The organism is Roseovarius mucosus, from assembly GCF_002080415.1.
Classification (GTDB): domain Bacteria; phylum Pseudomonadota; class Alphaproteobacteria; order Rhodobacterales; family Rhodobacteraceae; genus Roseovarius; species Roseovarius mucosus_A.
Genome location: NZ_CP020474.1, coordinates 288334 through 302194 on the forward strand (window position 1 = coordinate 288334; position 13861 = coordinate 302194).

Below are 13861 nucleotides of genomic sequence, written 5' to 3' on the forward strand. Positions count from 1 at the left end.
CCCCCGCCCGCGCCCGGTGCTTGAAGAGGCGCCATGCCGATCCACGCAACCACCCTCCTCCTGCTGACCTGCTCTGCTCTTTCGGGCTTTGTGGGCCAAGCCATTGGCCTGCCTCTGCCCTTCCTGTTGGGTCCGTTGGCGATCTCTGCCCTGATCGCCACCGCCCTGCCCGAACGCTTGCCCTCTGGCTACCGCTTTCCCCAAAAACTGCGCCTGATGTTCATCGCCATCATCGGCCTGATGATCGGGGCCCAAGTCACACCCGCCCTATTCACCGAGGCCCATCACTACGCGCTAACCTTCGGTGCTGTCACACTTTTCGTCGTTCTGGCCCATACCATGGGCTATACGATCTTTCGGCATCTCGGCGGCTATGACCCCACCACCGCCTTTTACGCCAGCACTCCCGGCGGGCTTTATGAAAGCATCGAAATGGGCGAGGCAGCAGGTGCCGACGTGACCCGCCTGATGATGCAGCAATTCCTGCGCATCATCGTGGTGGTGACGGCCCTGCCCCTTGGCCTCTCGCTCTGGCTTGGGGCCCCTGTGGGCAGCTCGGCGGGCATGACCATGGCCCGCCCGGATGTGCCCTGGTCCGACCTGCCGTTGATCGTGCTGGCGGGGCTGGGGGGATTGGGGCTAGGCCATCTGCTGCGCCTGCCAGCGGGGCAGATGACCGGGCCGATGGCCCTTGCCGCAGCCCTGTCACTTAGCGGCTGGCTCAGCTTTGACATCCCCCAATGGCTTGTAAATATGGCACAAATCGTGCTTGGAACAGCGCTGGGCATGCGCTTTACCGGGCTCAGCCGTGGCCTCTTGCTGCGCGGAACGGCGCTGGCCTTGGCGGCGGTCGGGTCCATGTTGGCCTTGGGTGTGGTGCTGGCCGTTACGCTGCACGAGATGACAGGCGAGGCGGTTGATGTGCTCCTCATCACGCTTGCCCCCGGCGGTGTCACCGAAATGGCGCTGGTGGCGCTCAGCCTTCAGGCAAATCCGGCCTTCGTGACGATCCACCATATCTACCGCATCGTGCTGACCGTGCTGACGCTGGGGGTCATCACCCGCCTGCGACAGCGCAAAGGGTAAGCGACGGAGTCGAGTATTTGTACCAAGAAGAGGCCCAAGACAGTCTTTGACAGGACAGGTCGCACGCAGTATTTGAACATATGTTCATTTAAAACAAACGAGGGCACCATGCGCATAGAGGATACAGCCGCGATCATCACCGGTGGGGCCTCGGGGTTGGGCGAGGCGACCGCGCGGCATTTCCGCACCATGGGCGCTCAGGTGACGCTGCTCGACCGCGATGCAGAGCGTGGCGCGGCCATCGCCGCCGACATTGGCGCATATTTCGTCGAAACCGATGTGACAAATGAGGCATCAGTCGCCGCCGCCATCGCAGCAGCCACATCCGCCATGGGACGGATCACCGCCGCAATCAATTGCGCAGGCATCGCCACCGGCGCCAAGGTGCTGGGCCGCGACGGCCCCCACCCGCTCGATCTCTTTCGTCGCACGCTCGACATCAACCTTGTGGGCTCGTTCAACGTGGCACGGCTGGCCGCGGCGCAAATGGCGCTGAACACGCCCGACGCAGACGGCGCGCGCGGCGTGATCATCAACACCGCCTCCATCGCCGCCTTTGACGGGCAAAAGGGCCAGGCCGCCTATGCCGCCTCCAAGGGGGGAATTGTTGGCCTCTCGCTGCCCATGGCGCGCGATCTGGCGCGCGAAGGCATCCGTGTTATGGCGATTGCCCCCGGCACCTTTGCGACGCCGATGCTGCGCGGATTGCCACAAGAGGTGCAGGACAGTTTGGCGGCTGAGGTGACATTTCCCAAACGCTTGGGCGATCCGGCAGAATATGCCCGGCTTGCCGCCTTCATCATCGACTGCGGCTATCTCAACGGCGAGGTGATCCGCCTCGATGGCGCGCTGCGGATGCAGTAACGCTCAGCCCTCTGCGCGCTCCGCCAAGGCCAGCCATTCCTCTTCCGCCTCGGCCAGGGCGCTCTGACGGGCGGTCAGCGCCTCGGTGGCTTTCTTGAACTTGACCGGCTCACGGGTAAAAAGCGCGGCATCCGAAAGCAGCTCTTCGAGCTTGCCAATCTCGGCGGCAAGCCGTGCCATCACGGCCGGCAGCTCCTCCAATCGGTGCTTTTCCGTAAAGCTGAGCCGCGTGACAGCGGCCTTGGATTGCTTCAACTCCGGTGACTTGGTGTCTGTTTTATTTGCCTTTTTATCAGCTTCCATGGCGGCATCCGCGCCCCGCTGCGCGCGGTAATCCGACCAGCCCCCGGCATAGGTGGTGGCCCGGCCATCCCCCTCCATCGCGATGGTCGTGGTCGCCACACGGTCGAGAAAATCACGGTCATGGCTGACCAAAAGGACGGTGCCGTCGAAATCATCCAGCAACTCTTGCAAGAGGTCCAGCGTCTCGATGTCGAGATCGTTGGTCGGCTCGTCCAAGACCAACAGATTGCTTTCGCGCGCCATCAGCTTGGCCAGCAAAAGCCGGGCCTTCTCTCCCCCGGACAACGACTTGACCGGCGCACGCGCCTGCCGCTCGTCAAACAGGAAATCCTTGAGATAGGCCACCACATGCCGGGGCTGCCCGCGCACCAGCACCTGATCCGCCTGCCCAGAGACGCGCATATCGGCATCCCCCGTCAGGCTCTCCCAAAGGGTCATCTCGGGGTCAAGCTGCGCTCTTGCCTGATCGAAGACCGCCGGCACCAGATTTGTGCCATGGGTCACGGCACCGCTGTCGGGCTCTATCTCTTTGAGCAGCATCTTGAGCAATGTCGTCTTGCCCACCCCATTGGGGCCGACAAAGGCCACGCGATCCCCACGCAGGATCTTGATGCTGAACTTCTGCAAGATGAGCTTGTCACCGTAAGCCTTTGAAATATCGACGGCCTCGATCACCTTGCGGCCCGACGTTGGCCCCGAATCAAACGCCATGGCCGCCGTGCCCTGACGCCGGATCTGGCTGCTACGCTCGGCGCGCAATTCGGCCAAGGCGCGCACCCGACCCTGATTGCGCTTGCGCCGCGCACTGATGCCTTCGACCGCCCACCGCGCCTCGGACTTGATCTTGCGATCCAGCTTGTGGCGCTGCTGATCCTCATCATCCCAAACCTTGTCGCGCCAAGCCTCGAAATTCTCGAACCCTTTTTCCTGTCGCCGCGTCATTCCCCTGTCAATCCAGAGGGTTGCGCGCGTCAGTTCACGCAAAAACGCACGGTCATGGCTGATCAGAACAAAGCCCTTGCGCGTCTCGCGCAGCTCATTTTCCAACCAGGCAATCGCCTCGATATCAAGATGGTTGGTCGGCTCGTCGAGCAGCATCAGATCCGGGGCCTCGGCCATCAGCTTGGCCAGGGCCGCGCGCCGCCGCTCGCCCCCCGACGCCGTGCTGACCGGGCGCGCAGGATCAAATTTCAGTCCCTCACCCGCCATCTCAACGCGGTAGGCCTCAGCCGGGTCCAACAGGCTTGCGGCATAGTCGCCGAGCGTGGTGAACCCGACCATATCGGGCTCTTGTTCCATATAGCCCACGCTGATCCCCGGCGTCACAACCCGAAGCCCGCGATCTGGCTCGACCAGACCGGCCATCACCTTCATCAGCGTCGATTTTCCCGACCCGTTGCGCCCCACAAGCGCCACCCGGTCGCCGGGTTGCACCACTAGCGAGAGGTCATGAAACACAGGCTCACCCCCAAAGGTAAGCGAAATGTCGGTGAGCTGTAAAAGAGGTGCGCGTGCCATGGGCGCGGGCTATCCTGCCGCCTCGCCAGCGTCAAGGGACCTCAACCGGCAAGCGCGCGCAGCAGCCGCTTGCGCGTCGCCGGAATGGCCCCGATCTCGACACCGGTGAACACATGCAAGGTGTTCAGATGCCGGTCGATCACCGCATGATCGCTGACCCATCCGCCCATCATCAAATAGGTGCGCAAGAGGGGCGGCATATGCCGCATCGCCAGCTTCAGGTCGGGTTTGTGTCGCCGCAGCCGCTCTGCAAAGCGGAACACGGCCGGGGCCTTGACCTGCGGCCACCAGCGTCGCGGCGCAAGATGCCGTTCACGCAACATGGCAAAGGCATCCAGATAGGTCTCGGTCTTGGTGCCATGAAAGGAGGAGCAGCCAAACAGCATCTCAACGCCATTGTCATCGACAAACCGCGTCATAGCGGCCCATGCCACCCGCAAGATATCGGGATCAAGCCGCCCCGGTGCGATACAGAACCGCCCCATCTCGGCCATTTTGCCTTCGAATCCCGCAAGCGCTGACAAGTCATAGAATTGCGCCGAATAGCTCTGCGCAATCTCGGCCCCGCCATTCAGCATCAGCATCCGAAAGCAACACACCAACGCGCCGCTGCCCGTTTCTTCAATCAGAACATGCGTGCAGATTTCATCGAAGCGGTCGCAATCCAGCCCATCGGCCTCGCCCAGAAAGGCCCGTGCGCGCAACCGTTGTGCAGCAACCCGATCCTCGGGCGTGGTGCCGATCCGTGCCTGATACCGCTGATTGCCAAGCCCTGTCATGCCGCGACCTCGTCTGCGCTGAGCGACCCTAGTCCCGGTCGCTCTAGCACGCAAGCTGTGACAGCGGCATGACCCGGCCTAGTTGCCGAACCCTTCGACAGGGTTGATATTGCCGATATTGCTCAAGAGCTGACGCAAGAAGCCGTTGCTGACCACCGAAGAATCGGTCACGCGCCGCGCAAGCGGGACAACCTGACCATCTTCAAGCCCGAATTCCTCGATATTGGCGATCGTGTCATTGTCATTGAAGGAAATCGCCAGAACGCGGCGCTCCACCACCTGTGGGCGGAACATGCCATATTCCCGCACCCGGCTGCGCACATAATAATAATTGCCATCCGCCAGCACCCCCGAGAGCGATGGCGGCCCGATCACATCATCCACAGTGGCGCGGCTATCCACGCCCACCACGAGGTTTTGCAGATCTTCTTCGGGTGGAACATAACCGTGATTGCGATAGGTGGCAGCGCAGCCCGTGACGACCATCAGACAGCACAGCGCCAAGGCGCTGATCACTCGGTTTCGGATCGCTGTCATTTCTGCCCTCTTGTATCGGCCTGCTTCGGCTTTTATCCCGTTTACAGCAAGGTGATGCAATGGTTCAAGAAAGGAAGCGAGGGGAAAGATGTCACAACACCCGCAAAACACCCGAGCGATCCGCGTGGCCGACCTTTCGGCGCGCCGTCCCGTGACCTTCGATATCGCCCCCGACGCCGCAGAGATGGCTCGCATCGCAAGCGATCTTGGGGTGCTGGCTCTGCGCAAGCTGAGCCTGCGCGGCACGCTTACGGCAGAGGGGCGCGCCGACTGGCTCTTGCAGGCCGAACTGGGTGCCACCGTCTCGCAGCCCTGTGTCGTCACGCTTGAACCTGTGCAGACCCGCATCGACGAGTCGGTGATGCGCCGCTTTTCCCCCGACGCGCGGCTTGACGCCCCGGATCCGGGCGCCGAGATCGAGATGCCCGAGGATGACACACTCGAACCGCTGGGCACGGAAATCGACCTTGCGCGCGTGATGATCGAGGCGCTGAGCCTCGCCCTGCCCCCCTATCCTCGCAAGGATGGGGCCGAACTTGGTCAACTGACCGTGGCCGAAGAGGGCGTGACCCCGATGCAGGACGAGGAAACCAAACCATTCGCCGCCCTTTCGGGCCTGCGCGACAAGCTGGGCAAGCCCGACACGGAATGATCCCGCCGCACGCCAAGAATCGCTTGCCCCGGCATTAAATCTCTGTATTTTCCCGCTCTCACCGGAATTTGGGGTTGAACCGGCGGCTCGTAACATACTAAGAGCCGCGAACACCCGTGAAACAGGGCCAGATCGGCCCACAGGAATTGAGGTTGCGACATGGCCGTCCAACAGAACAAAGTATCGAAATCGCGCCGCAACAATCGCCGCGCCCATGACGCGCTGGTTGCAGGCAACCCGAACGAGTGCACCAACTGCGGCGAACTGAAGCGCCCGCATCACGTGTGCTCGGCGTGTGGACACTATGCCGACCGTGAGGTCGTGGCATTGGTGGAAGAAATCGACCTGGAAGACGACGCGGCCTGAACCCGCAATAGGCGATTTGCTGCATGACCGCTCGCAGGGACCATTCCAAGGCGGGTGCAGGACGCACCATCATCTCGATTGACGCCATGGGCGGGGATCAGGGGCCGGCAACGGTTGTTGCCGGCATTGCCTATTCTGCGTCCAAAAACCCCGATATCGGCTTTATCGTTCACGGCCCGAAAGAAGAGCTTGAGCGTCTGATAGCCAAGCGTCGCGGCTTGGCCGAACGGTGCGAAATCCGGCATGCCCCCGAAGTCGTCACTATGAACGACAAGCCGTCGCATGTGGTGCGCCACGGGCGTGACACCTCTATGTGGTCCGCGCTCGAATCGGTGCGCATGGGCGAGGCAACCGTATGTGTGTCTTGCGGCAATACCGGCGCGCTCATGCTCATGTCTGTGCTGCGCCTGCGCAAACTGCCGGGCATCTACCGCCCGGCCATTGCCGTGATGTGGCCCTCGAAAAATCCGCAAAAGCATAACATCATGCTCGACGGTGGCGCGGATATCCGCGCCGATGCCAAGGACCTCATGCAATACGCCCTGATGGGTGCGTCTTATGCCCGCAACGGCTTTGGGCTCGAGCGCCCGCGCATTGGCTTGCTCAATGTCGGCACCGAAGAGCACAAGGGCCGCGCCGAGTTGAAAGAGGCCTATGATCTTATCGCCGCCAATGCCCGGATTGCAGATTTCGATTTCGTGGGCTTCGTCGAAGGCCGCGACCTGCCCGGCACCAAATGCGATGTGATCGTCACCGACGGCTTTACCGGCAACGTCGCTCTGAAGACCGGCGAAGGCATCGCCAAACTGATCGCCGACCTTCTGCGCGAGGCCTTTGCCTATTCCTTTCTCTCGCGGCTGGCCTCGGTGCTGGCCTATACCTCGCTTGCGCGCCTGAAAAAGCGGATCGACCCGCGCCGCGCCAATGGTGGGGTCTTCCTCGGGCTGAACGGCACCGTGGTCAAATCGCATGGTGCCGCCGATTCCATGGGCGTCTCCTCGGCGATCAAGCTGGCGTTCGAGCTGGCCCAATCCGGCTTTTCTGAACGGCTGGCGGCGCGGGTTGCCTCCGCCGCCCTGCTCGATCAGGATGCCCACCCAGAGCCCCAACCAGAGGCCGAATCTGAATGACACTGCGCGCCGTCGTCCAAGGCATCGGACATTATCTGCCTGAACGTATCGTTCCCAACGCGGAATTCGAAGCAACCCTCGACACGTCGGATGAGTGGATTCGCACGCGCTCTGGCATAGAACGCCGCCATTTCGCGGCCAAGGATCAACCCACCTCGGATCTTGCCGTGCGCGCCGCCCGCGCCGCGCTCGAACATGCGGGCCTCACGCCCGATGACATCGACGGTATCGTCGTGGCCACCTCTACCCCGGATCTGACCTTTCCCTCGGTCGCAACCATGGTGCAAAGCGAATTGGGCATGACCCGCGGCTTCGGCTTTGACGTGCAGGCCGTCTGCGCAGGCTTTATCTACGCGCTCACCACCGCCAACGCCCTCCTCCTGTCGGGTCAGGCGCAGCGCGTGCTGGTGATCGGCGCAGAAACCTTCAGCCGCATCATGGACTGGACAGACCGCTCCACCTGCGTGCTGTTCGGCGATGGCGCAGGGGCCTTGGTGCTGGGCCTCGAAGAGGGGGCTGGTACATCCGAGGATCGCGGCATCCTCTCTGCCGATCTGAATTCCGACGGGCGCTACCGCGACATGCTCTATGTCGATGGCGGCGTGTCCACCACCGGCGAGGCGGGCAAATTGCGCATGCAAGGGAACCCGCTCTTTCGTCAAGCGGTGGAAAAACTGGCCTCAACCGCCGAAACAGCCCTGGCAAAAATTGGCCTCAGCGGTTCAGACGTGGATTGGATCGTCCCGCATCAGGCCAATATCCGCATCATCCAGGGCACGGCCAAAAAACTGGGCCTGCCGATGGAACGCGTGATCGTCACCGTGCAGGATCATGGCAACACCTCCGCCGCCTCCATCCCCCTCGCGCTCTCGGTTGGCGTGGCCTCGGGCAAGATCAAACGCGGCGATCTCCTCCTTGCCGAGGCGATTGGCGGCGGTCTGGCGTGGGGTGCGGTGGCCCTGCGCTGGTAAAACGTCGGAAAATGGGCGAAAACACGCGGGTGAACGGCTGCCGCTAAGTGGTTGAGATTGACTCGTAAAATTCTTCGCCGCAAAGTAACCGAAAAAAATCGCGGGGATGTGATGACTGACAAGACATTGACACGGATGGATTTGAGCGAGGCCATCTTTCGCGAGGTGGGGCTATCGCGCAATGATGCGGCCCAACTGGTCGAAAGCGTTCTGGGCCATATGTCCGACGCGCTGGTGCGCGGCGAGCAGGTTAAAATATCGTCTTTCGGCACCTTCTCGGTGCGTGACAAGACAGCGCGCGTGGGCCGCAACCCCAAGACTGGCGAAGAAGTGCCGATCAACCCGCGCCGTGTGCTGACCTTTAGGCCCTCTCACCTCATGAAAGACCGCGTCGCCGACGGCACCAAAAGCTAAGGATATCGCCGCCCATGGGCAAAGCCGCCGACGCCTTTCGAACCATCAGCGAAGTCGCGGATTGGCTTGAAGTCCCGGCGCATGTTCTGCGCTTTTGGGAGAGCAAGTTCACGCAGATCAAGCCGGTCAAACGCGCAGGTGGGCGCCGATACTATCGCCCCGCGGATATGGCCTTGCTTGGGGGCATCAAGGTTTTGCTGCACGATCAAGGCATGACCATCAAGGGCGCGCAGAAATTCCTGCGCGAGAATGGCATCCAACAAGTGTCCGATATGTCGCCGCCCTTGGATGAAGAGGCCCAAGGCGCGCTCAGCGGCATTGCGCTTGATGTGCCCTCTATTCCCGCCCGCCCCGCCGATGTGCTGGCCTTTACCCGCCCCGACGGGGCCGATGACCCCGCCGCTGACCCAGAGGACACGGCTGAGGTCGCAGTAGAGCCTGAGGCACTGGAGGACGGCGCATATGAGGCAGACGCAGAGGCCCCGCTTTCGCCGCAGACCAAGGCCCCCGCGCCCAAAGAAGACTTGGACGCGCCTGCCTTACCGCCAATAGAAGACCAGACGCCTCACGAGGCACCACCCGCCGCGCCAGAACTGTCCGAAACAGCCCCCTCTTTTCACACGGCGCCGGAACCCGAACCCGAGGGCGACACCGCAGCGGGCGCAGAGGATGAAACTCCGCCCTTGGAACCGGACGCGCCCCCTACGCAAACCGCGCCGCATCCACGCGCGCCCTCTGATCTGCCCGCCGATCCGTCTGATGATGTGGCTGCCGCTCCGGGTTTGCTCACGGCCCTCAGCGCCCTGCCCCGCCCGGTATCGCCGCAATTGGCCGCACGTCTGGCCCCGCTGGTCGCGGCCCTCCGGACCCATGCAGCCTCTGGCACAAAAGACCGCTAAATCCCTGCCCGATTTCGGGATTTACCTCTTGCCCCTGCGGTCAAAATCGCTATGAACGGCCCATCGTCGGGCTATAGCGCAGCCTGGTAGCGCGTCCGTCTGGGGGACGGAAGGTCGCAGGTTCAAGTCCTGCTAGCCCGACCATAATTACCGACGATCCTGCCCGCCTCGGCCCCTCGGGCACCCTGACCAAATCGCGGGGCGCAACGAGAGGGGGGGCAGAGATGACCGGGGTTCTTTCCAGCCAACAAATCCGCGCCATGATCGAAACGGGCACCCTGTCGGGCACGCCCGCGATCCTGCCCGAACAGGTCCAGCCCGCCAGCCTCGATCTGCGCTTGGGTCAGGTGGCCTACCGCGTGCGCGCCTCTTTTCTGACCGGGGCCGGGCGTACGGTCACGGACCGCCTCGCAGAGTTCGAGATGCACCGCATCGACCTCAAGGCCGGGGCCGTGCTGGAAAAAGGCTGCGTCTATGTCGTGCCGCTGATGGAATCGCTTGCCCTGCCCATGGGCGTGCAGGCTGTGGCCAACGCCAAATCTTCGACCGGGCGACTCGATCTGCTGACGCGCTTGATCACGGATGGTGGTGTGGAATTTGACCGCGTGACGCCCGGCTATGCTGGCCCTCTCTATGCCGAGATTTGCCCACGCTCCTTTTCCGTTCTGGTCCGCCCCGGCATGCGCCTCAATCAAATCCGCTTTCGCGCCGGTCAGGCGGTGCTTTCGGATGATGCCCTGCGCGCGCTCCACGCACAAACGCCGCTGGTGGATGGCACCGCGATGATCGACGACGGGCTTGGCTTTTCCGTCGATCTGCGTCCTGTCTCGGGCACGCTGGTGGGCTACCGCGCCAAGCCGCATACCGGCGTGATCGACCTTGACCGCATCGGCCACTACGATCCCGCCGCCTATTGGGAAGAGGTGCATTCCGAAAACGGCCAGATCATCCTTGATCCCGGCGCGTTCTATATCCTTGTCAGTCGAGAAGCCGTGCATATCCCGCCCGAATGCGCCGCCGAAATGGCCCCTTACGTGGCCATGGTGGGCGAATTCCGGGTGCATTACGCAGGCTTTTTCGATCCAGGCTTTGGCCATGCCGCCGCTGGCGGCACCGGATCACGCGGCGTGCTTGAGGTCCGCTGCCACGAGGCCCCCTTTGTTTTGGAACATGGCCAGATCGTCGGGCGGCTGGTCTATGAACGCATGGATCAGGTGCCCGACCATTTGTATGGCGCGGGCATTGCCTCGAACTACCAAGGCCAAGGATTGAAACTGTCCAAGCATTTCAAGGCGTAACGCCTCAGAAGCGCCCCATCTTGCGACCGATCTTCATCGCCTGCCGCCCCCGCTGCACGGTCTTGCGGGCCGCCGCGTCATCGCCGCCGCTCATGCGTTTGCTTACCGCATTCATGCCACTGCGCGTCACCCGTTGCAGGATCATCCGCACCACCATGTTGATCATCTGATTGGCGTTCATCGCGCCACTCCTCTTGCTGCCTCTGGCATCAACATAATGCCTAAACGTGCCGATTTGAGGGCAAGTCAGAATTAATCCGCAACTTTCGTATCATTTTTGCCCACCCCCCCGTCAGAGGCTCCGACAACGCCCGAGCACCTGATGTCCGGATGACAGGCAACCGCAGCGGCGGCAGAATCAAGGACTGCTGCCATTCACAGGGCCCGCCCCACTGCACCATCATCACGCCTCTTCAGGCGGCGACGGACCGCTCGTCCAAGCGCTTGGCCAGATGTTGGGAAAAGGCGGTGACGCTTGGGTGGTCGAACACTTGATCGGGGTTCACTTCGATCTCGAACTCTTCTTCCATCATGCCGCACATGATGGTGATCTCGACCGAATCCAAACCGTAAGTGTCAAACCGATCATCCAACGGAAACGGGTCTTGCGCCACATCGATCACAGAACTGATGTAACTTGCCATCCAAGTTTCGATGCTCTTCGCGTCGGCACGTGCCGGCTGCTGCGTTTCAGAGGGCATGATCGACCTTTCAGAGCTGGAATGCGATTGTGTATTGCCTGCACAGCAGTATTCAACAAAAACTAATGCTATGCAATCACACCCAGCAGATCAAGACGCGAACGAAAGCCTCCGGTTGTCAGAGCAAGCCTATGACACCGCCATTTTCCATCCACGGTTCCGGCAGTTCTATGGTGAGAGCGACCTCTACAACTTTGGCTTTTGGCATGACGCAGATGGGCAGCGGATTGACCATCCCGGCGAAGCGGCCCGCGAATTGGTCCGCCGCCACATCGCACAAGATCCCAACCGCGCGCGGGCACGCCGCGTGCTTGATGTGGGGTGCGGGCTGGGGGCCTGCACGGCGCAGATCGCATCCGCCTATCCGCAGGCAGACGTGATCGGGATCAATTATTCCAGCGCGCAGATTGACCATGCAAGCCGTCTTTACGCAGGCCCGCGCATCTCCTTCCAACGGATGCGCGCCGAAAGCATCGCCTTTCAGGATGATACCTTCGACTGCATTCATGCTATCGAGACCGCCATGCATTTCCGCACGCGCCAGCAATTCCTTGAAGAGGCGCGTCGGCTCTTGCGTCCCGGTGGGCGGTTGATCCTTACCGATGTCCTTGTTGATAAGCCAACGAGCTTTGTGCCCCACGAGAATGTTCTTCCCACGGTCGGGGCCTACCGCTCGGCTCTCGAAGCCGCAGGTCTGATGCCCGTGACAGTCGAGGATATTCACGCAGACACCACCCTACCCTTTGTCAGGATGCTGAAACGCAACGCGATGGCCGCCTATGCGCGCGGGCTTGAGCGGTCCATCAAAGCATACGTGATTGCCGTCGCCGAAAGACCGGATGGGTCATAAGGTGCCGTGCTCGAAGGCCTTGCGAAGAAGATCGCGCCGAAGCTTGCCCATGGCGTTTCGGGGCAAGGTCGACACGACATAGACACGCTTGGGGATTTTGGTTGCGGGCAATTTGCCGATCAATTCCGCGCGGATGGCGGCAGGTGTCAGGGTTGTGCCCGCCGCCGAGACAACCGCGGCCATGACAGCCTGGCCTGCGTGCGGATGCGGAACGCCAAACACGCAGACATCAACGACCCCGTCGATCGCGACAAGCGCAGCCTCGACTTCGGAGGGCTGGATGTTCAGGCCTGCGTAGATGATGAGGTCATCGGCACGCCCCGTGATATGCAGAAAGCCGTCCGTGTCGACCCATCCGACATCTCCGGTACGAAAAAAGTCGTCAGGCGCGGTTTTACGCGCCGTTTCCGCCCAGTCATCGAGATAGCTGGGCAGTGCGAGAGGGCCGCGGGCCTCTACCTCTCCGATCTCTTGCGGAGGCGCGGTTTCGTGCGTCACAAGGGACCTAATGCGCAGGCTCCACCCCGGAAGAGGCAGACCGACCGATCCGGCCCGGTTTCGTGCGGGGCTGTTGGCAGTCATAATCAGCGTCTCTGTCATCCCGTAACGTTCGAGCAACGGCAGCCCCAGCCTGTCTTCGACCTGTTCCCGGACCTCTGGAAGGATCGGAGCCGAGCCGCAGATAGCGAGCCTCAGCTGTCGGGCCGCGCCCGCCGTGAACTGCGGATGCTGAAGCAACTGCCCATAGTAAAAGGGCACGCCCATAAAGCAGGTGACCCGAGGCAACCACGCGACAGCATCGCCCGGATCAAAGCGGGGTCGCAAAACCACGGTGCCGCCTGCCAGCAGGATCGGCATGGGGGCAACGATCAGGCCATGAGCATGCGTCGTCGGCAAGACATGCAGCAGGCGATCGGACGCGTCGAGATCCCAGATGATCCTCAGCGCATCCGTGTTGGCGAACAAGGCACCGTGACTGTGGATCACGGCCTTGGGCCTCCCGGTGCTGCCAGAGGTAAACAGGATGATGGCACCGGCCTCGTCATCCACGGAAAATCTGTCCGGGTCGGTGTGCTCCGTCGCGTGGAGGGGATCGTGCGGCCTTGCGGGATCAGCGTCAAGACATCGGGACACCGCCGCAGGTCCGCTCTCCGTCCGCGCGCGCCATCCGTCCTCGCGCTCCCCGATCAGCAGAACAGGCCCGGTTCGGGAAATCTGGTCCGCCACAACCTCTGCGGGGCTATCCGGGTTCAGCGGTAGCACCACAAGCCCCGCCCTCAGAGCCCCAAGCAGCACGACGATCTGCGCCAGCGATTTCTGCATGGCAAGGCAAACCCGGTTACCGGGTTCAAGACCTTGGGCAAGCAACGCCGAGGCCGCGCGTCCCGTCGCTGCGTCCAATTCACCATAGGTAAGCGTGACCACCCCGTCGTCAAAAGCAATGGCATCCGCGTTGGCCCAGCCTGCCTTAAGTCGCTGATAAAAGGTCAATG

16 protein-coding genes and 1 tRNA gene are annotated in these 13861 nt (G+C 62.1%); 11 read left to right on the forward strand and 6 right to left on the reverse strand.

The window, feature by feature from the left end; genetic code table 11:
* The first annotated feature begins 33 nt into the window (after positions 1–33).
* Positions 34–1086: an AbrB family transcriptional regulator gene (locus tag ROSMUCSMR3_RS01410; RefSeq protein WP_008281043.1), complete on the forward strand. Its 1053-nt coding sequence runs from the start codon at positions 34–36 to the stop codon at positions 1084–1086.
* Between the two features lie 108 nt (positions 1087–1194).
* A complete protein-coding gene (locus ROSMUCSMR3_RS01415; protein ID WP_008281044.1) occupies positions 1195–1950 on the forward strand; it encodes an SDR family NAD(P)-dependent oxidoreductase in 756 nt (251 codons plus the stop codon).
* Positions 1951–1953: 3 nt separating this feature from the next.
* Here ROSMUCSMR3_RS01415 and ROSMUCSMR3_RS01420 read toward each other — a convergent pair whose 3' ends face one another.
* From ROSMUCSMR3_RS01420 to ROSMUCSMR3_RS01430, 3 genes are all read right to left on the reverse strand, one after another.
* Entirely contained in the window at positions 1954–3771 is a 1818-nt protein-coding gene (locus tag ROSMUCSMR3_RS01420) for an ABC-F family ATP-binding cassette domain-containing protein (protein WP_081506207.1), read from the reverse strand.
* A 41-nt stretch (positions 3772–3812) separates the two neighbouring features.
* Positions 3813–4550: a GNAT family N-acetyltransferase gene (locus ROSMUCSMR3_RS01425; RefSeq protein ID WP_081506208.1), complete on the reverse strand. Its 738-nt coding sequence runs from the start codon at positions 4548–4550 to the stop codon at positions 3813–3815.
* Between the two features lie 78 nt (positions 4551–4628).
* Positions 4629–5087 carry an outer membrane protein assembly factor BamE gene (locus ROSMUCSMR3_RS01430; protein WP_081506209.1) on the reverse strand — a complete coding sequence of 153 codons (459 nt, stop codon included), beginning with the start codon at positions 5085–5087 and terminating at the stop codon, positions 4629–4631.
* An 88-nt stretch (positions 5088–5175) separates the two neighbouring features.
* Between ROSMUCSMR3_RS01430 and ROSMUCSMR3_RS01435 the strand changes: the two genes are divergently transcribed.
* From ROSMUCSMR3_RS01435 to ROSMUCSMR3_RS01470, 8 genes are all read left to right on the forward strand, one after another.
* Positions 5176–5739, forward strand: a complete 564-nt coding sequence (locus ROSMUCSMR3_RS01435) for a YceD family protein (protein ID WP_081506210.1) — start codon at positions 5176–5178, stop codon at positions 5737–5739.
* 159 nt (positions 5740–5898) lie between these two features.
* Positions 5899–6105 (forward strand): 50S ribosomal protein L32, encoded by a 207-nt coding sequence (gene rpmF / locus ROSMUCSMR3_RS01440; protein ID WP_008281050.1) that lies wholly within the window; start codon positions 5899–5901, stop codon positions 6103–6105.
* Between the two features lie 23 nt (positions 6106–6128).
* Positions 6129–7235: a phosphate acyltransferase PlsX gene (gene plsX, locus ROSMUCSMR3_RS01445; RefSeq protein WP_008281051.1), complete on the forward strand. Its 1107-nt coding sequence runs from the start codon at positions 6129–6131 to the stop codon at positions 7233–7235.
* Positions 7232–8206 (forward strand): beta-ketoacyl-ACP synthase III, encoded by a 975-nt coding sequence (locus ROSMUCSMR3_RS01450; protein WP_008281052.1) that lies wholly within the window; start codon positions 7232–7234, stop codon positions 8204–8206. Before plsX ends, ROSMUCSMR3_RS01450 begins: the two co-directional genes overlap by 4 nt.
* 111 nt (positions 8207–8317) lie before the next feature.
* Positions 8318–8620 (forward strand): integration host factor subunit alpha, encoded by a 303-nt coding sequence (ihfA, locus tag ROSMUCSMR3_RS01455; RefSeq protein WP_008281053.1) that lies wholly within the window; start codon positions 8318–8320, stop codon positions 8618–8620.
* A gap of 14 nt (positions 8621–8634) precedes the next feature.
* Positions 8635–9519 (forward strand): MerR family transcriptional regulator, encoded by an 885-nt coding sequence (locus ROSMUCSMR3_RS01460; RefSeq protein ID WP_081506211.1) that lies wholly within the window; start codon positions 8635–8637, stop codon positions 9517–9519.
* 67 nt (positions 9520–9586) lie between these two features.
* Positions 9587–9663, forward strand: a tRNA-Pro gene (locus tag ROSMUCSMR3_RS01465).
* Between the two features lie 80 nt (positions 9664–9743).
* On the forward strand, positions 9744–10817 hold the full coding sequence (locus ROSMUCSMR3_RS01470) for a 2'-deoxycytidine 5'-triphosphate deaminase (RefSeq protein WP_081506212.1): 1074 nt from the start codon (positions 9744–9746) through the stop codon (positions 10815–10817).
* A gap of 4 nt (positions 10818–10821) precedes the next feature.
* Here the strand turns inward: ROSMUCSMR3_RS01470 and ROSMUCSMR3_RS21405 are convergent, their stop codons facing one another.
* Positions 10822–10998 carry a hypothetical protein gene (locus ROSMUCSMR3_RS21405; protein WP_008281056.1) on the reverse strand — a complete coding sequence of 59 codons (177 nt, stop codon included), beginning with the start codon at positions 10996–10998 and terminating at the stop codon, positions 10822–10824.
* 232 nt (positions 10999–11230) lie between these two features.
* On the reverse strand, positions 11231–11518 hold the full coding sequence (locus ROSMUCSMR3_RS01475; RefSeq protein ID WP_081508516.1) for an acyl carrier protein: 288 nt from the start codon (positions 11516–11518) through the stop codon (positions 11231–11233).
* 70 nt (positions 11519–11588) lie between these two features.
* Here ROSMUCSMR3_RS01475 and ROSMUCSMR3_RS01480 point away from each other — a divergent pair, with 70 nt between their 5' ends.
* Complete coding sequence (locus ROSMUCSMR3_RS01480; RefSeq protein WP_087148857.1) at positions 11589–12368, forward strand: class I SAM-dependent methyltransferase; 780 nt, start codon at positions 11589–11591, stop codon at positions 12366–12368.
* On the opposite strand, the gene ROSMUCSMR3_RS01485 is transcribed toward ROSMUCSMR3_RS01480, so the two are convergent.
* Positions 12363–13859, reverse strand: a complete 1497-nt coding sequence (locus ROSMUCSMR3_RS01485) for a class I adenylate-forming enzyme family protein (RefSeq protein WP_198385565.1) — start codon at positions 13857–13859, stop codon at positions 12363–12365. The genes ROSMUCSMR3_RS01480 and ROSMUCSMR3_RS01485 overlap by 6 nt on opposite strands.
* Positions 13860–13861: the final 2 nt, after the last annotated feature.